We start from the raw sequence: 18,567 nt of genomic DNA, 5'->3' as shown, positions 1-18,567 counted from the left end.
TAGTGTGAAGAATAAAATAGATAAATTTTAAAAAATTTGAAACTATTGTTAAAGTTATTCGTATATACAGATACATACTCATACTATCTATGGAAGGAGGGAAGTGTATTCGGTGAAAACCTTATTTTCTTTCGTGTGCTTTCTTATCTTAGCCACTGGGTTATTCCCCACTATTAGCACCGCTGACGTGAAGCGCGTACACGTTATTCCTGTAAATAAAACGGTAGAAAATGGACTGCTTTCTTTTCTAAACAGATCCATTGAAGATGCGGAAAATGACGGTGCAGATTTGATTATATTGGACATAGATACTCCTGGAGGAGCTGTAAATGCAGCTTCTGAAATAGCTAAAAGCTTAACCTCAACACCTATTCCTACCGCTGCTTTTGTCGATAAAAAAGCATTATCAGCCGGAGCGTATATTGCACTTAACGCCGATCAAATTTATATGACACCCGGTTCTACAATGGGATCGGCAGCTGTGATTGACCAACAGGGAAATGCAGCAGGAAAAAAAGCTCAGTCCTACTGGTTATCGGCTATGAAGAGCGCAGCAGAACAAAATAACCGAAACCCTAAATATGCAGAAGCGATGGCAAATACAAAGATGGTAATACCTGAGCTCAACTTAAAAGGAAACGAATTGTTGACGCTCACTCCGAAGCAAGCCGAGCAAGTTGGTTATTCAGAAGGGACTGTAAAAAATTTAGACGATCTCCTAAGCGTACTTGGCTATGAAGATGCTAAACTGACGTATGCAAAAATGAGTGTAAGTGAACAAATTGCTCGTTTTCTTACCCATCCGCTTGTTGTTCCCATTTTATTATCCATTGGTGCTTTAGGAATTGTAATTGAATTGTTTACGCCTTCATTTGGTATTGCGGGCTCTATTGGAATAGCTTCACTTCTTTTATTTTTCTATGGTCATATGGTAGCAGGATTAGCTGGAATGGAAGCGCTCGTTTTATTTATAGCAGGAATTATATTGCTTCTCTTAGAGATTGTAGTACCAGGCGGAGTTTTAGGACTACTAGGGCTTGGAGCTATCATTTTAAGTTTTTTTATGTCAACAGATAATAATGTCGAAATGGGAATTTCTCTTGTAATTGCAATAGTGGTGGCACTGGGAGGTGCGTTTGTGATGATGAAATTTTTTAAAAGAAAGCTTACACCTTTCAAAAAAATGGTGCTTAATGATTCACTTAATACCGAATCTGGTTATGTGTCGAATCAAAATCGTTATGAATTAATAGGAAAACAAGGTAAAACAACAACACCGCTGCGTCCTTCAGGTACCGTGCTCATCGATGAAGAGTATGTGGATGTAGTCACTGAAGGCGGATATTTAGACAAAGATGTGTTAGTAAATATTATAAAAGTAGAGGGATCAAGGGTTGTGGTGCGGAAGCTTACAGAGCCTTTGAAAAAGGAGGACCTTAATTAATGGAAGTAGGTAGCGTATTGTTTTTTGTAGTTATTGGTCTAGCAATTATTGCTTTAGCTGTTTTTTTCACTTTTGTACCAATTATGCTATGGATTTCAGCATTAGCAGCAGGCGTTCGTATTAGTATTTTCACACTGGTCGGAATGAGACTTCGTCGAGTGATACCATCTCGCGTTGTGAACCCGTTAATTAAAGCAAGTAAAGCAGGTTTAGGTATTACCATTAATCAATTAGAAAGCCACTATTTAGCAGGCGGTAACGTTGACCGCGTGGTAAATGCGTTGATTGCAGCGCACCGAGCAAATATTGAGTTAACATTTGAGCGCGGAGCAGCTATCGACTTAGCGGGCCGTGATGTGCTAGAAGCTGTACAAATGAGCGTTAATCCAAAAGTTATTGAAACACCTTTTATTGCAGGGGTGGCTATGGATGGAATCGAAGTCAAAGCAAAAGCTCGAATTACCGTTCGTGCAAACATTGATCGACTAGTAGGGGGAGCTGGAGAAGAAACGATTATTGCCCGTGTTGGCGAGGGGATCGTTTCCACAATCGGTTCACAAACTGATCACAAAAAAGTATTGGAAAATCCTGATATGATTTCTCAAACGGTTTTAGGAAAAGGGTTGGATTCAGGAACAGCGTTTGAAATCTTATCCATTGATATTGCTGACATCGATATTGGTAAAAATATTGGGGCAGTTCTTCAAACAGACCAAGCGGAAGCAGATAAAAATATTGCACAAGCAAAAGCCGAAGAACGTCGTGCTATGGCCGTTGCTCAAGAACAAGAAATGCGTGCAAAAGTAGAAGAAATGCGTGCAAAAGTAGTAGAAGCGGAAGCAGAAGTACCGTTAGCGATGGCAGAAGCACTGCGTTCCGGCAATATTGGCGTCATGGATTATATGAATATTCAAAACTTGACTGCTGATACGGATATGCGTGATTCAATTGGAAAAATGTCTAAAGAAGACGATGAGAAATAATGAATCAGTTTAACAAGGAGGTTTTCTCCTAATGAATATCGTTGAAACGCTTATTAAACTAATTATTAATAATGCTTTCATTTTTGTCATCATTGGAGGGATTATTTTTAACGTTGTGCAGCGTTTTATGGCTCAGTCAAAAGAGGAAGAACAGCAGCGTTCTAAAAGAGCTCCTATGCCTCCTGTAAACAATCCTTCAAGGCGGGAAAGACCTAGATACCGCCCTGTCAAAGAAGAGCCAAAAACAGCTCGTATGGAGCCAGAAACTGTTCCTTCAGCAGAAACAAATCCTTTGCAAGAAAAATTGGAAGAGCTAAAAAATCGTTCGTATCATGAACCGTCTATTCAAAAGAAAATCACAGTTGACAAACCAAAAATCACGGGTGAGAAAAACGTTTTTAAGCCCATTTCTCGTAAAGAAGCTGTTCAAGGAGTGATATGGTCCGAAATTCTAGGGCCGCCAAAATCGAAACAACGTAAATATAAACGATAAATAGATGTGATACATTAACCCCCTTTCTCATAAACATGAGATGAAAGGGGGTTCTTTTTATGAGCAAAAAGTGGAGACACCAAATGAAAAGATGGATGACCAAAACAATGGAACTACCCGCTGATGTATTAATGGATCTTCCCCGTATTACGTTAGTTGGACAAATACACATTTATATTGAAAATCATAAAGGTTTATTAGCCTTTTCTGATACTGAAATACGCGTGTTACTAAAACAGGGACAAATGTTAATTCGAGGTGAAGGACTGGTCATTAAAGTAATACTGCCAGAAGAACTGGTTTTAGAAGGTAAAATCAATCAAGTTCTTTATTTAGAACAATAACACAAGGAGGAAAAAAATGAAGAATGGATGGACAAACTTTGTTATTGGTACCGTACGTATTCGAATTGTTGGAAAAGGAATTGAACGTTTCTTAAATAATTGTGTGAGACAACAGATTATGATTTCGAATGTCCATAAAGTTGACGGTCAGCTAGCGACAGCAACGATATTATTGAAAGATGTAAAGAAAATTCGTATACTAATTCGCAACGCAGATTGTAAAATTTATTTTATAAGAGGCAGAGGTTTTCCTTTTTTAACAAAACGAGTGATCAAAAATAGTGGATTTGCTTTAGGTTTTCTTTCTTTTTTTATTATTCTTGGTTTGCTTTCCAACATGGTGTGGAAAGTGGAAATTAGCGGTGCAGAACCACAAACAGAACATCAAATGACTAAGCAGCTTGCCAAAATAGGTGTAAAAAGAGGAGAGTTTCAATTTCTGTTAGAGAGTCCTGAAAAAATTCAGCGCTATTTAACGGATAATATGAACAATATTACCTGGGTGGGAGTAGAAGTGCGCGGCACTTCTTATCACTTCCAAGTGGTTGAAAAAAATGAACCCAAGGCTCAGCAAAAAACACCTTACCAACATTTAATTGCTAAAAAGAAAGCCATTATTACGAATTTGTTTGTCGAAAAAGGACAACCTTTAGTCAAGGTTAATGATTTTGTCAATGAAGGCGAGGTCTTAGTTTCCGGTATTATTGGAAACGAAAAAAATAAAAAAGTAGTAGCTGCTAAAGGGAAAGTCTACGGTGAAACATGGTATAAGTCTGAGGTAGAAGTGCCTTTAAAAACTGATTTTCAGGTATTAACGGGTAATGGATATACGAAGCACTATTTAGATTTTCAAGCTTTTAAAATGCCTCTTTGGGCTTTTAACAAAGAAAAATACGGCTCAAAGGTGACAGAAAAAGTGGAGCATCCACTCTATTTTTTTAAATGGAAATTACCTCTGTCGTATGAGATAGTTGCTGTACGAGAAGAACAGAACTCGCAGCGCGTCTATTCTAAACAAGAGGCGGTGGAAAAAGCTTTGGAAATCGGTCGAAAAAAATTACTATCAACTTTAGGTGAGGATGCTAAAATAAAAGGTGAAAAAGTTTTGCACCAAGAACAGGACAATGGTAAAGTTAGATTATCAATACATTACCAAGTTATAGAAAATATTGCGAACACTCAACCAATTATTCAAGGAGATTGATGAATGTCAGAACAGCTAGTAACAATTAACGTACAACTTGATGATTCAAACGAAGCCATTTCATTATTTGGCGTACAAGATGCGAATTTAAAGCGAATTGAAGAAGAAATGCAGGTCTCTATTATTTCAAGAGGTGAGACTGTTGTAGTCTCCGGAAGTACAGAAAATGTTCAGCTAGTGGAAGAAATGCTTAAAAAGTTACTGAACATTATCCGAAAAAATATTTCCATATCTGAACGAGATGTTGTGTATGCGATTCAATTAGCTAAGAAAAATTCTCTCGAGTTTTTTGAAGATGTATATGAAGAAGAAATTGGTAAAAATGTAAAAGGTAAGACTATTCGTGTTAAGACATTAGGACAAAGTCAATACATTTCTGCTATTAAGAAAAATGATTTGGTATTTGGAATTGGGCCTGCTGGTACCGGCAAAACGTATTTAGCCGTTGTCATGGCCGTTAATGCTCTTAAAAATGGTCACGTACAGCGTATTATTTTAACACGTCCTGCTGTTGAAGCAGGTGAAAGTCTTGGCTTCTTGCCAGGAGATTTGAAAGAAAAAGTAGATCCGTACTTGCGTCCTCTGTACGATGCCTTACATGATGTATTAGGAACAGAACATACGCAACGCCTAATCGAACGCGGAGTTATTGAAATAGCACCCCTTGCTTATATGCGAGGCCGTACACTAGATGATGCGTTTGTTATCTTAGACGAAGCACAAAACACCACGATGGCGCAAATGAAGATGTTTTTAACACGACTAGGATTTGGGTCTAAAATGGTGATTACAGGAGATATTTCACAAATTGATTTACCAAAAGGAGCTCAGTCTGGTCTAGCGGCTGTCTCGAAAATCCTGACCAATGTTAAAGGTATTTCGTTTGTTCATCTAGAACAGTCAGATGTTGTGCGCCATCCACTTGTGGGACGCATCATTCAAGCGTACGAACAAGCTGACCAAAAGACCCTTTCTTAATAGGGTCTATTTTTTGTAAAAGGGGGTACGTTTGTGTCAACGTTTCGGATAATCAAGCAAACAATGGCACAGATCGAGCGATTACGGTTAATTCAAATTGGGTTATATGCCTTGTTAGGTGTAATGATGTTTGCGTCTATGTATAGCAATGTAAAGCCGCAGGAATTAGATCTCAGATTACTGTCTATTTCCCCGCAAACCATTTACTCACCCGTTACCATTGAAGATAAAGAGAGCACAGAGAAAAAACGGGCAGAGGCAGAACAAGCCGTTGAAGATGTGTATACACAAAAAACAGAATACGCACAGAACCAAGTCGATCTTGTTGCATCTATTTTTGATGCGATGATGGAAGTTAATACGGAATATGAAAAAGAAGATCATGAAGATGATAGTATCGATGCCGTATTAAAAACCAAACAAAAAATGCTAGAAGACAAGCTTCCTGAAGACATTCAAAAAAACTTGCCAAAGGATACCATTAAGCAGTTGCTTCAGTCTTCTAACAGTGATTTATCGATTGCGAAAGACGCTGTAGTCACGGCCGTTCATCATGTGATGAAAGATCAAGTGAAGATTAGCGATGTAGAAGAGAAAAAAGACCAGGTAGAAAGTCAGCTTGTTTACACCAATGTCAGCAACTCCCTAAAGGATTCAATGAATGCAATTGCTAAATTCGCTATCATTCCAAATGTGATTTATGATCCGCAAAAAACAGCTGAAAACCGCCAAGCAGCTGTGGAAAAAGTGGAGCCTGTGCGAATCAAACAAGGCCAGATTATTGTAGAAGAAAATCAGCTTATTAATCCTGATATATATCGTCAGCTCCAGCTCGCGGGATTGTTGAATAATAAAGGATCTATTCAGCCTTTTGCGGGATTAGCTTTGCTAATTGTGATGATGATAGCGGGCCTCATTTACTATTTGCGTGAGTTTCACACCAATACATATCAGCCCTTGTTGCTGTATGTATTGGTAGCAACCATTACGATTGGCCTCATGAAAATTTTAAGCTTGTTTCAGCAAATTGATTTATCGGAAATTGGTTTCTTAGCTCCTGTTGCGGTGGGAGGTTTACTGATTCGAATTTTAATGGATGAACGCATTGCTATTTTATCAAGCATTGTATTTGCTATTTGTGGAAGCATTATTTTTAATGGTGAATTGACAACCTCGTTTAATATGAACATTGGGATCTACTTTTTAATTAGCAATATTGCTGCTATTTTATTTTTAAGCAGGCAGCACAGGCGTTCACGGATTTTGCAGGCAGGTCTATTTGTGGCTATGGTAAACGTAATTATCAGCTTTGCTATTATTTTTATTAAAAATGGCCAAATCGGCACTGTAGAGCTTGGCTATTACAGCATGATGTCAATTGCATCTGGTGTTATTGCGTCCGTTTTAACTATAGGTTTGCTTCCGTTTTTTGAAAGTGGATTTGGCATTTTATCTACGATGAAGCTGATTGAATTATCGAGTCCTAATCATCCGCTATTACGCAAAATCTTAACTGAAACACCGGGGACGTATCATCACAGTGTAATGGTGGCAAACTTATCTGAAGCGGCGTGCGAAACGATAGGAGCTAACGGTTTATTAGCGAGAGTGGGGGCTTATTACCACGATATTGGTAAAACGAAGCGACCGCAGTATTTTATTGAAAATCAAATGAATATTACCAATCCGCATGATAAACTAAGTCCGAAGACTAGTAAAAATATTATAATCGCACATGCTACAGATGGAGCTACCATTTTGCGAAATCACAAGTTTCCAAAAGAGATTGTAGATATTGCAGAGCAGCATCACGGAACGACCCTGCTTAAGTTTTTCTATCATAAGGCACTTGAACAGACAGAAGAAAAAATTGATGAAAAAGAATATCGCTATCCTGGACCAAAGCCTCAGTCGAAAGAAGCAGCGGTTATTTGCATAGCTGATAGTGTAGAAGCAGCCGTAAGGTCAATGTCCAATCCGACTCCGGAAAAAATTGAGAACTTGGTGCGAAATATTATTAAAGATCGCTTGCAGGATGGGCAGCTTAGCGAGTGTAACGTAACGCTCAAAGAGCTAGAGTTAATTCGCCAAGCACTATGTGAAACTTTAAATGGGATTTTTCATTCCCGAATCGAATATCCAGAGATAAAAAAAGAGAAGGTGAAGGTATGAGTTTAGTTATTGATTTTATTGATGAAACAAACGAAGTGAGTGAAGAGCAGCAAAAAGAGCTTGAAAAGCTGCTTGAAGCCGCTGCTATATATGAAAATCTGCAAGAGGATGCAGAAGTATCCGTTACATTTGTGGATAATGATCGAATTCAAGAAATCAATCATCAATACCGCCATAAAAATCAGCCAACGGATGTAATATCATTTGCGCTAGAAGAAATGGGCGAAGATGAAATGCAAATTATCGGAGATGAGATGCCAAGAGTCCTAGGGGACATTGTCATTTCGATTCCAAAAGCTCATGAGCAAGCAGAAGAATACAATCACTCGTTTATGAGGGAGCTAGGATTCTTAACGGTTCACGGTTTCTTGCACTTGCTTGGATATGACCATGAAACATCAGAAGATGAAAAAGAGATGTTTACACGTCAAAAAGATATTTTAGAACAATATGGACTCTCGCGATAAAAAAGGGATAGCTAAGGTTGTCAGTAGCTTTGGTTATGCAATAGAAGGGTTTCTCTATGTTTGTAAAACACAGAGAAATATGCAAATTCACGTAGCAGCTTCTTTCATCGTCCTTCTCTTAGGCACCGTGCTGTCAATTACAGCTGGTGAATGGACGGTTGTGCTGCTTCTGATTGCAGGCATGTTCAGCTTGGAGTTAATGAATACAGCGGTTGAAAAAGTTGTCGATTTAGTTTCTCCTGAATATCACATACTAGCAAAACACGCAAAAGATGCAGCTGCAGCGGCGGTGTTGGTCTATGCGTGTTTTGCTGTCCTTATAGGAGGAATTATTTTCTTAAAGTATTTGTTTTAAAAAGGATTCTTTTTGGTTCTTTACACCCCCGTGGTATAATAAAAAAGGACAAGTTAAAAGACATGTAGAAGCGCAAAAGGAGAGCGGATAAATGGATAAGACCGGACTGATTGATGAGGCGAAAAAAGCTCGTGAAATGGCTTATGTACCGTATTCAAAATTTAAAGTTGGTGCAGCTTTATTGACGAAAGATGGAAAGGTTTATCGCGGCTGCAATATTGAAAATGCAGCTTATAGCATGTGCAATTGTGCTGAGCGTACGGCTTTATTTAAAGCCTATTCAGAAGGAGATAAAGAGTATGCAGCACTTGCTGTAGTAGCTGATACTGATCGTCCTGTTTCTCCGTGTGGAGCATGCAGACAAGTAATCTCTGAGCTTTGTCCAAAAGAAATGAAAGTTATATTAACCAATTTAAAAAATGACATACAAGAATTAACTGTGGAAGAATTACTTCCAGGAGCATTTTCATCGGAGGATTTACATGAGTAATAATGAATTTAAGTCAGGTTTTGTTTCAATTATTGGAAGACCAAACGTAGGGAAATCAACTTTTTTGAACCGAGTAATTGGTCAAAAGATTGCGATTATGAGTGACAAACCGCAAACAACTAGAAATAAAATTCAGGGTGTGTACACGGAAGATCAGGCGCAAATTGTGTTTATTGATACACCAGGAATTCATAAACCGAAGCATAAATTAGGCGACTTTATGATGAAGGTAGCGCAAAATACGCTTAAAGAAGTAGATTTAATTTTATTTATGATTAACGCAACAGAAGGCTTAGGTCGAGGCGATGAATTTATTATCGAGCGTTTAAAGGATACAAAAACGCCTGTTTTCCTTGTGATTAATAAAATTGATGAAATTCATCCAGACGAATTGTTTTCAATTATCACGAATTATAAAGACTTATATCCTTTTGCTGAAATTGTGCCAATTTCAGCTTTACAAGGAAATAACGTGGAGCGTTTGCTTGATCAAATTAAGCAGCGATTGCCGGAAGGGCCGCAATATTACCCGGCAGATCAAGTAACAGATCACCCAGAGCGCTTTATTATTACGGAATTAATTCGTGAAAAAGTACTGCATGCAACGAGGGAAGAAATACCTCATTCTATTGCCGTTGTGATGGATTCTATGCAAAGACGAGATAATGGTGCTGTTTACGTCGGCGCTACAATTATCGTCGAAAGAGATTCACAAAAAGGCATCGTAATTGGAAAGCAAGGAAAGATGTTAAAAGAGGTAGGAAGAAAAGCAAGAGCAGACATTGAAGCCCTTTTAGGTTCAAAAGTATTTTTAGAACTATGGGTAAAAGTGCAAAAAGATTGGCGAAACCGAGCGTCGCATCTCCGTGACTTTGGATTTAGAGAAGACGAATATTAATCATTTGAATTCTTGTTTGCGTCGATTTATATCCCTTCATAAAAGAAGGTAATTTGTAAAAAATTGTGTTACATGATTTTACGTCGGAAGGCTATTCTAAACATAAGGAATTGAAATATGTATCTGATCTTTATGGTTAGAAAGGTGGGAGTTCTATGTTGAATTTTACTTGGAACATTTTTTCACAAACAGGTAGCATTGATACTTATCTCATTTTTAAGGAACTTGAAAATGAAGTGAAAGAAAGACCCGAAACATATGAGGACAACAGCGAAAGTCTCAATTCTCCCTTGTCTTAGCCTTCTGTAAGATGGCGGTGATGATGATTGTTTAAAAAGTGTGAAGGAATTGTCATTCGAACGAATGATTACGGTGAATCAAATAAAATTGTCACCATTTATTCACGTGAACTCGGAAAAGTGGGTCTCATGGCAAGAGGAGCAAAAAAGCCCAGTAGTCGCTTAGCTTCCGTCACACAATTATTTACGTATGGATACTTTTTTATACAAGCAGGTTCAGGAATGGGTACTCTCCATCAAGGAGAAGTTATCTCATCTATGAGAAGCATACGCGAAGATATCTTCACAACAGCGTATGCTTCTTATATTCTTGAATTAACGGATAAAGCTACTGAGAACAATAAACCAAATCCATTTCTATTTGAACTGCTGCACCAAACCATTCATTATATGAACGAAGAGTATGATGCAGAGATCTTAACATTTATTTATGAAATGAAAATGTTAAACGTTCTAGGTCTTCATCCTACATTAAATGAATGTGCAGTCTGCCATCGAGGTGAAGGAACATTTCATTTTTCCATTCGAGAAGGCGGGTTTATTTGTCATCGATGCTTAGAAAAAGATCCTTATCATTTGAAAATTAGTCCGATGACGGTTAAACTATTAAGGCTATTTTATTACATTGATTTAAAGCGATTAGGTTCTATTTCTGTTAAGCCCGAAACAAAAAAACAATTAAAGTTTGTAATTGATCAATATTACGAAGAATATTCAGGATTGTTTTTAAAAACAAAGCGGTTTTTGAATCAGATGGAGTCTTTAAAACAATCGCTCTCTGATCAGAAATAGAAAAGATAATCAGTGATATGCAAGGAATTGCTGTCGCTAGGGTGCCTCGTATTGTGTAGGGGACACCCTTTTTACTGTGGAGCGAAGGGGCAGTTTCGCTTATTGTAAGCGTAATGCCTGCTTTTTTTGAGAAGCCGTGGTAAAATAAACGGCATTCTAAAAAGATAAAATGCTAAAATTAATAAGTTATAGCTTTTACTTTTGCTTAAAAAGTATATAATGTTTTATAAATAGTATGTCACATTTAATGATTAGGTGGTGAGTACAATCGAACTGAACAAACGACAAGAACAAATTTTGCAAATTGTCAAAGACGAAGGCCCTATTACAGGCGAGCATATTGCAGATCAGCTTAGCCTTACGCGGGCAACGCTAAGACCGGACTTGGCTATTTTAACAATGGCTGGTTATTTAGAAGCGCGACCGCGCGTAGGTTACTTTTACACAGGTAAAACAGGAGCACAGCTTCTTACAGATAAAATAAAAAAAATACAGGTGCAAGAATATCAGTCTATCCCGGTAGTCGTGAACGAAAATGTGTCGGTATATGATGCTATTTGTACAATGTTTCTAGAAGACGTGGGGACCCTTTTTGTAGTGGATGAGAAATCCCAGCTAGTGGGAGTACTGTCGCGTAAAGATTTATTGCGCGCGAGTATCGGAAAGCAAGAGCTCACATCTATTCCTGTTCATATTATCATGACGAGAATGCCCAACATTACATATTGCTATCGCGAAGATTTGTTAATTGATATTGCTAAGATCTTAATTGAAAAACAGATTGATGCTATGCCCGTTATTAAAGAGGGAGACGGCAATTTTGAAGTGGTGGGACGCATTACCAAAACAAATATTACAAAATTACTAGTAGCATTAGCAAATGATGAAGTATTATAAGTGAAAAAGGATTAAAAAGGGGATGCACAAAATATGAACAACCCATGTCTTTATGTCATTTCGGATTCTGTAGGTGAGACAGCTGAACTAGTTGTAAAGGCTGCATCAAGTCAGTTCAATATGACGGACTTTGTAATCAAAAGAGTACCTTACGTAGAGGACATCGCAACACTTTCAGAAGTGGTTTCAGTAGCGAAGATGAACAACGCTATTATTGGCTTTACGCTAGTAAAGCCCGAAATGAGAGAATTTTTAATTCAAGAAGCGTCCAAGAACGGGGTAGAGGTATTTGATATTATTGGACCTTTAATTGATAAAATTCAATCTTCTTATCAACTTTCTCCCCGCTATGAGCCTGGAATGGCTAGAAAATTAGATGAAGATTATTTTAAGAAAGTAGAAGCGATTGAATTTGCAGTGAAATATGATGATGGGCGTGATCCGAGAGGCATTCTTAGAGCGGATATCGTATTAATCGGTGTATCAAGAACATCTAAAACACCTCTTTCTCAATTTTTAGCACACAAGCGTTTGAAAGTAGCAAATGTTCCGATTGTACCTGAGGTAGATCCACCAGAAGAGCTGTTTCACGTATCACCTGAGAAGTGTATAGGCCTTACTATTAGTCCTGAAAAATTAAACGATATTCGTAAAGAGCGTTTAAAGTCTCTTGGTCTAAACGATAAAGCAATTTATGCTAATATTGGCCGTATTAAAGAAGAACTTGAATTTTTCCAAGGGATTGTAGATAAGATTGGCTGTGAAGTGGTTGACGTATCCAACAGAGCCGTAGAAGAAACAGCTGGTATCATTCTCAACACCATCAAAAAGAAATAAACGATGGATCTCCTCTGTGCGTGACATAAAGGAGATTGCTTTCTTATGTTTGTATGCTGTAAGCCTAAGAAAATATACCAAAGATGAATATGACAGAACTTTTAAAAACAAGTGACTTTTGTATAGAAAATATAGGTTGTTTATATTATAATAAAAAATTGTGATAAAAAAGAATAGTTTTAGGTTTAGACTTTGTTAAGAACGAATAAACTATTTATATAAAAGTCAAGTCAAAATCGAAAAAAGTATTCGACAAATGCCATCTACAGGAAATAACAAATTGTTAGAAGGAATCTCTGGAGGGATGTAGAATACAGAGTTATAGCAAAAGAAAAAGTAAAGTTTTTGTCGATGCTGATGCATGCCCTGTTAAAGCAGAAATCGTTGAACTTACACATACATATGACATCGAGCTTGTGTTTGTTGCTTCCTATGCTCACATGCAAACAAATCCTACACCAGGAAAATGGGTCTATGTGGATGCAGAAAAGGAAGCCGCAGATTTATATATTTTAAATCACGCAGTCAAGCAGGATATTGTCGTAACTCAAGATACTGGCTTAGCAAGCATGTTAGTAAGTCGAGGGGTTTACGCACTGTCTCCTCGTGGAAAGTACTATAATGACGACGAAATGAATACGGTGCTTTTCTTTCGCTATGTTTCTGCAAAAGAGCGACGGTCAGGGCGTCATACTAAAGGCCCAAAGGCATTTAGTGAAGAAGATCGCCAGCATTTCATTCAAGCTTTTGAAAAAATGTTGTCGAAACTTGCAGGAATTTAGCACTTAGTGAAGAATATTATATGAAATACGGAGCTGTTACTATGGCAAATCGAATTCCTGATGAAGTAATCGACCGTATTCGGCATTCAGTAGATATTGTCGACGTCATAAGCGATTATGTACAACTAAAAAAACAAGGGCGCAATTATTTTGGACTCTGTCCGTTTCATGGGGAAAGCACACCGTCTTTTTCAGTATCGCCTGATAAACAAATTTATCATTGCTTTGGATGCGGTGCAGGAGGGAATTCATTTTCATTCATAATGGAATTAGAAGGACTGTCCTTCACGGAAGCAGCTCAGCAGCTTGCTGAAAAAGGAGATATTCCTTTCGAACATGAGATACATCCTCATGAAGAAGATAATCAAAAGCCTAGCAATAAAATGATTGAAGCACACGAGCTTTTAAAGAAATTTTACCATCATTTATTGGTAAATACAAAAGAAGGCCAAGATGCTTATGATTATTTAATAAATCGAGGGTTTTCACGAGAAATTATCGATGAATTTGGGATAGGTTTTGCTTTAGATTCGTGGGAATTTGTAAGTAAGTTCTTAACAAAACGTGGGTTTAATCCGCAAGAGATGGAACATGCAGGTTTAATCATTAAACGCAACCAAGATGAAACGTACTTTGATCGTTTTCGTGATCGAATTATGTTTCCTATTGCTGACTTGCAAGGCAAAACAATTGCATTTTCAGGGCGCCTGCTAAAAGAGATAAAAGGGCAGCCTAAATATTTAAACAGTCCCGAAACTTCTATTTTTAACAAAAGTCGCACACTCTACAACTTTCACCGCGCTAAAAAACATATACGCAAAAATCAGCAGGTTATTTTATTTGAAGGATTTGCAGATGTTATTTCGGCTGTTAAAGCGGGGTGCCCAAACGCAATTGCAACAATGGGAACTGCCTTAACAGAAGAACAAGCCAAGATTATTCGCCGAAATGTAGAGTCCGTTATTATTTGCTATGATGCAGATTCTGCCGGAATTGAAGCAGCGCACAAAGCAACTGCTATCTTAACAAATGTGGGTTGTACCGTTAAGATTGCTGTGATGCCGGATGGTTATGACCCGGATGATTATATTAAAGAATACGGGGCAGAGAAGTTTCAAAATGATGTTATTAATAGCAGCTTGACCTTTATGGCATTTCAAATGAGGTATCTCCGCCGAAAACGAAATCTACAAAATGAATCTGAACGTATGCAATACATTGAAGACATTTTGAAAGAAATAAGCCTCCTTACGAAAGCTGTAGAGCGAGATCATTATTTACGCCAATTGGCACAAGAGTTTTCCATTTCATTAGATGCGCTTAAAGAACAGCAGTATCAAGTATATCGAACTGAAAAAAAGAAAAAGGATAATGATTCTCCAAATCGAAATAATATAAATAGACAACCAGTCGTAAAGAGAAGCTTATTACCGGCTTATCAAAATGCAGAACGTTTTTTGATCGCTCATATGTTGAAAGATAAGGATGTAGCATTTAGAATTCAAGACCGACTTCAAGGTCAGTTCAATGTTGAGGAACATCGTGCGCTTGTTCTATATTTGTATGCTTATTACGAGGAAGGACACGAGCCTAATCCGAGCGGATTTATCGAACGGTTGCCCGAGTCTTCGTTGTCTAGTCTAGCTTCAGAATTGGCGATGATGTCAATCAATGATGAATTGTCGGAGCAAGCTTTGAATGATTATATCCAAACTATATTGATTTACCCACAAAGGGTAGCGATAGAAAAAAAAGAAGCAGAAAAGCAAGAAGCAGAGCGTCAAAAAGATTATTTAAAAGCTGCGACAATAGCAATGGAAATTTTACAGTTAAAAAAAACGTTAAAATAAACGATGTTGCGTATTAGTCCCACTTTTAGAAGGTTTTCCTTAAAATTTTGGAAGGAGGGGATCTGATGGCTGAAAAATCAGCTCAATCAAAACAACTTGATTCAGATTTAACAATTGAACAAGTAAAAGATCAATTGACCGAAATCGGAAAAAAACGTGGTGTGCTCACATACGAAGAAATTGCAGAGCGTATGGCGAACTTCGAAATTGAATCCGATCAAATGGATGAATATTATGAATACCTTGGAGAACAAGGTGTTGAAGTAATGAGTGAATCTGAAGCAAATGATGACGATGCCGATCCCGATATTCAAGAACTGTCAAAAGAAGAAGAGTTTGATTTAAATGATTTAAGTGTACCTCCTGGTGTGAAAATTAATGATCCAGTTCGTATGTACTTAAAAGAAATCGGACGCGTTGATTTATTGTCAGCAGAGGAAGAAATCAATTTAGCAAAACGTATTGAAGAAGGCGATGAAGAAGCGAAACGTCGTCTTGCTGAAGCAAACTTACGTCTTGTTGTAAGTATCGCTAAACGCTATGTCGGACGCGGTATGCTGTTTCTTGATTTAATTCAAGAAGGAAACATGGGTCTTATTAAAGCGGTAGAAAAATTTGATTATCGCAAAGGTTATAAATTCAGTACGTATGCGACATGGTGGATTCGTCAAGCTATTACTCGTGCAATTGCTGACCAAGCAAGAACGATTCGTATTCCCGTTCATATGGTTGAAACGATTAACAAGCTAATTCGTGTTCAACGTCAACTTCTACAAGATTTAGGGCGCGAACCATCTCCTGAAGAAATTGCAGAAGATATGGACTTAACACCAGAAAAAGTTCGTGAAATCTTAAAAATTGCTCAAGAGCCGGTTTCTCTTGAAACACCAATTGGTGAGGAAGATGATTCTCATTTAGGTGACTTCATTGAAGACCAAGATGCAACATCACCTTCTGAACATGCTGCATATGAATTATTAAAAGAGCAGTTAGAAGACGTCCTTGATACGTTAACAGATCGCGAAGAAAATGTTCTTAGACTCCGCTTTGGTCTGGACGATGGACGTACGCGTACGCTTGAAGAAGTAGGAAAAGTATTTGGCGTAACGCGTGAGCGTATTCGTCAAATTGAAGCTAAAGCGCTTCGTAAGCTTCGTCACCCTAGCCGAAGCAAACGTTTAAAAGATTTCTTAGAATAGATAAAAGCGTAAACAACGCTTATGAGATAGCTTCTTTCCTAGAGGAAAGGGGCTATCTATTTTTTATGGAATAAATTTCATAAAAACGCATTTTGAAGAAGTATATTGATTTTTTTACCAACTTTTCTTCTTTCATATATTTTACTGAATTGTCCTTCGTTTTGCAAATGCTCCTTTATATTCTTTTGTTGTAGAGCATAAGCTGTTCAAATTCCTTTTAAACATCCGAAAAATGGAATCGCTATCATTTTATTCATGCTTTGATTAGTACTCTTCTATTATAACATGAAAAAATTAAAACGTTTTAAAAGTTGAGAAAATTTACAAAAATGAATTATAATTAAATAATGTAAGCGTATACATTTTTTTAGGGGGAATAAAAATGAATTTTGAATTAACCAATGAACAAAAGATGATTCAACGGACGCTCAGAGAGTTTTCGGAGGCGGAAGTAGCACCGAATGCATTAGAGCGCGATCGAAGTAAGCAATTTCCGCTTGATGTTTTTACAAAGTTAAGTGAGCTTGGTGTAATGGGTCTTCCTTTTCCTGAAGAGTATGGAGGCGGAGGAGCAGATACGGTTAGTTTTGCTATTGTCGTAGAGGAATTAAGTAAAGCTTGCGGCTCTACAGGAATTACATACTCAGCTCATGTTTCGCTCGGGGGGGCACCTATTTATTTATTCGGAACAAAGGAGCAAAAAGAACAGTACCTACCTGCTTTATGCTCCGGGGAATCTTTTGGAGCGTTTGGTTTAACCGAACCGAACGCAGGAAGTGATGCGGGGGGAACGGAGACCGAAGCAGTGTTGAAGGATGGAACATTTAGGATTAATGGAAGTAAATGCTATATTACGAATGCCAGCTATGCAAAGTTTTTAGCTTTAACAGCTGTTACAAATCGTACAGAAGGTAAAAAAGAAATCTCAGCTATTATCGTGCCTACAGAAGCTCGAGGTTTTACTGTAATAGACAATTACGAGAAAATGGGTCTACATGCTTCAAATACAACTGAACTCGTTTTAGAGGATGTTGAAGTGCCTGAAGAGAATTTACTCGGTGTAAGAGGAGAAGGTTTTAAACAATTTCTAATGACGCTTGACGGGGGAAGAATTGGAATTGGAGCAATGGCCGTTGGAATCGCTCAAGCGGCTTATGAAAAAGCACTGTCATATGCGCAGGAAAGAAAGCAATTTGGGAAAGCTATTTCATCGTTTCAAGCGATTCAGTTTAAATTAGCTGATATGGCGATGAAAATTGAGTTAGCAAGAAATATGGTGTATAAAGCAGCGTGGTTAAAAGACCAAGGAAAGCCATTTACGAAAGAAGCTGCTATGTGTAAACTGTATGCTTCTGAAATTTGTATGGAAGTAGCCAGTCAAGCTGTTCAGATTCATGGAGGATACGGCTACATGAAAGAGTATCACGTGGAGCGGTATTTACGAGATGCCAAGCTTTTAGAAATTGGAGAAGGAACTTCAGAAATTCAGCGCTCGGTTATTGCAAGGCAAATTGGCTGTTAAGATACGCAATAAGAAATTAGTTAATTATGTAAATAAAACCCTTTCACTTATGAGCATTTTCAAGTAAAATAAAAGTGCTTATACTATTTTGTTATTTCTAGGGATGGGAATACATAAAGGGGGTATAGTGAGTGAAGCGAAATCCGCTAATACCATTTTTATTAATTGCGGTAATTGGGATTGCTTTAATGTTAACGCTTTCGTTCAACGGATTGAACAATGCAAAAGAAATCGCGGCTGAAAAAGAAGGCGGTGGCGCGGAACAGCAGGCTTCAGCTAAACCAGAAGAAATTTATCAAAAAACTTGTATTGGTTGTCACGGCGATCAGTATCAAGGTGGAGTAGGTCCTTCGTTAAAAGGAATTGGGAAAAAAGTTTCTCAAGACGAAATTGCAGATATTGTTGTGAACGGTAAAGGAAACATGCCGGCCGGGCTGGTTCCTCCGGAAAAAGCGAAGGAAATGGCTAAATGGGTATCAGAAATTAAATAGAGTTCAGAAACATGATTTTCTGGAAAGCCGCTCATTTATAAAGCAGGCTTTTTTTTTATGATTTTTTTAT

General features: G+C 37.8%; 20 protein-coding genes. All 20 read left to right on the top strand.

Features of this window, described 5'->3' with window-relative positions; translation table 11 throughout:
- Positions 1 to 112 precede the first annotated feature (112 nt).
- Positions 113 to 1,444 (top strand): NfeD family protein, encoded by a 1,332-nt coding sequence (locus LIS78_RS23095; RefSeq protein ID WP_252284401.1) that lies wholly within the window; start codon positions 113 to 115, stop codon positions 1,442 to 1,444.
- A complete protein-coding gene (gene floA, locus LIS78_RS23090) occupies positions 1,444 to 2,427 on the top strand; it encodes a flotillin-like protein FloA (protein WP_013085055.1) in 984 nt (327 codons plus the stop codon). Before LIS78_RS23095 ends, floA begins: the two co-directional genes overlap by 1 nt.
- 31 nt (positions 2,428 to 2,458) lie before the next feature.
- Positions 2,459 to 2,920 (top strand): YqfB family membrane protein, encoded by a 462-nt coding sequence (locus LIS78_RS23085; RefSeq protein ID WP_013059233.1) that lies wholly within the window; start codon positions 2,459 to 2,461, stop codon positions 2,918 to 2,920.
- A 59-nt stretch (positions 2,921 to 2,979) separates the two neighbouring features.
- Positions 2,980 to 3,264, top strand: coding sequence for a sporulation protein YqfC (yqfC, locus tag LIS78_RS23080; protein ID WP_013059232.1), 285 nt, complete (start codon positions 2,980 to 2,982; stop codon positions 3,262 to 3,264).
- Positions 3,265 to 3,280: 16 nt separating this feature from the next.
- Positions 3,281 to 4,468, top strand: a complete 1,188-nt coding sequence (gene yqfD / locus LIS78_RS23075) for a sporulation protein YqfD (RefSeq protein ID WP_252284400.1) — start codon at positions 3,281 to 3,283, stop codon at positions 4,466 to 4,468.
- 3 nt (positions 4,469 to 4,471) lie between these two features.
- Positions 4,472 to 5,446 carry a PhoH family protein gene (locus LIS78_RS23070; protein WP_013085052.1) on the top strand — a complete coding sequence of 325 codons (975 nt, stop codon included), beginning with the start codon at positions 4,472 to 4,474 and terminating at the stop codon, positions 5,444 to 5,446.
- Between the two features lie 63 nt (positions 5,447 to 5,509).
- The gene (locus tag LIS78_RS23065) at positions 5,510 to 7,618 is read left to right on the top strand and encodes an HD family phosphohydrolase (protein WP_434092368.1); all 2,109 of its coding nucleotides are present in this window, start codon (positions 5,510 to 5,512) and stop codon (positions 7,616 to 7,618) included.
- Positions 7,615 to 8,085 (top strand): rRNA maturation RNase YbeY, encoded by a 471-nt coding sequence (ybeY, locus tag LIS78_RS23060; RefSeq protein WP_025750544.1) that lies wholly within the window; start codon positions 7,615 to 7,617, stop codon positions 8,083 to 8,085. The genes LIS78_RS23065 and ybeY overlap by 4 nt, the downstream gene beginning before the upstream one ends.
- Positions 8,069 to 8,440, top strand: coding sequence for a diacylglycerol kinase family protein (locus LIS78_RS23055; protein WP_057233423.1), 372 nt, complete (start codon positions 8,069 to 8,071; stop codon positions 8,438 to 8,440). Before ybeY ends, LIS78_RS23055 begins: the two co-directional genes overlap by 17 nt.
- Before the next feature lie 91 nt (positions 8,441 to 8,531).
- Complete coding sequence (locus tag LIS78_RS23050; protein WP_013059226.1) at positions 8,532 to 8,930, top strand: cytidine deaminase; 399 nt, start codon at positions 8,532 to 8,534, stop codon at positions 8,928 to 8,930.
- Positions 8,923 to 9,828 (top strand): GTPase Era, encoded by a 906-nt coding sequence (gene era, locus LIS78_RS23045; RefSeq protein WP_013059225.1) that lies wholly within the window; start codon positions 8,923 to 8,925, stop codon positions 9,826 to 9,828. Before LIS78_RS23050 ends, era begins: the two co-directional genes overlap by 8 nt.
- 155 nt (positions 9,829 to 9,983) lie before the next feature.
- Positions 9,984 to 10,127 (top strand): YqzL family protein, encoded by a 144-nt coding sequence (locus tag LIS78_RS23040; protein ID WP_014458193.1) that lies wholly within the window; start codon positions 9,984 to 9,986, stop codon positions 10,125 to 10,127.
- Positions 10,128 to 10,154: 27 nt separating this feature from the next.
- Positions 10,155 to 10,919 carry a DNA repair protein RecO gene (recO, locus tag LIS78_RS23035; RefSeq protein ID WP_252284399.1) on the top strand — a complete coding sequence of 255 codons (765 nt, stop codon included), beginning with the start codon at positions 10,155 to 10,157 and terminating at the stop codon, positions 10,917 to 10,919.
- Between the two features lie 258 nt (positions 10,920 to 11,177).
- On the top strand, positions 11,178 to 11,816 hold the full coding sequence (gene ccpN, locus LIS78_RS23030) for a transcriptional regulator CcpN (RefSeq protein ID WP_025750542.1): 639 nt from the start codon (positions 11,178 to 11,180) through the stop codon (positions 11,814 to 11,816).
- A gap of 33 nt (positions 11,817 to 11,849) precedes the next feature.
- A complete protein-coding gene (locus LIS78_RS23025; protein ID WP_013059222.1) occupies positions 11,850 to 12,653 on the top strand; it encodes a pyruvate, water dikinase regulatory protein in 804 nt (267 codons plus the stop codon).
- A 311-nt stretch (positions 12,654 to 12,964) separates the two neighbouring features.
- The gene (locus LIS78_RS23020; protein ID WP_080564741.1) at positions 12,965 to 13,435 is read left to right on the top strand and encodes a YaiI/YqxD family protein; all 471 of its coding nucleotides are present in this window, start codon (positions 12,965 to 12,967) and stop codon (positions 13,433 to 13,435) included.
- A 41-nt stretch (positions 13,436 to 13,476) separates the two neighbouring features.
- On the top strand, positions 13,477 to 15,285 hold the full coding sequence (dnaG, locus tag LIS78_RS23015) for a DNA primase (RefSeq protein ID WP_252284398.1): 1,809 nt from the start codon (positions 13,477 to 13,479) through the stop codon (positions 15,283 to 15,285).
- A 65-nt stretch (positions 15,286 to 15,350) separates the two neighbouring features.
- Positions 15,351 to 16,484: an RNA polymerase sigma factor RpoD gene (rpoD, locus tag LIS78_RS23010; protein ID WP_013059219.1), complete on the top strand. Its 1,134-nt coding sequence runs from the start codon at positions 15,351 to 15,353 to the stop codon at positions 16,482 to 16,484.
- 382 nt (positions 16,485 to 16,866) lie between these two features.
- A complete protein-coding gene (locus tag LIS78_RS23005; protein WP_209150671.1) occupies positions 16,867 to 18,006 on the top strand; it encodes an acyl-CoA dehydrogenase family protein in 1,140 nt (379 codons plus the stop codon).
- 131 nt (positions 18,007 to 18,137) lie between these two features.
- A complete protein-coding gene (gene cccA / locus LIS78_RS23000; protein ID WP_013085044.1) occupies positions 18,138 to 18,497 on the top strand; it encodes a cytochrome c550 in 360 nt (119 codons plus the stop codon).
- Positions 18,498 to 18,567 lie beyond the last annotated feature (70 nt).

This window comes from Priestia megaterium (assembly GCF_023824195.1).
GTDB classification, from domain to species: domain Bacteria; phylum Bacillota; class Bacilli; order Bacillales; family Bacillaceae_H; genus Priestia; species Priestia megaterium_D.
The sequence above is the reverse complement of the archived record's forward strand: the minus strand, read 5'-3'. Positions and strand labels throughout refer to the sequence as shown.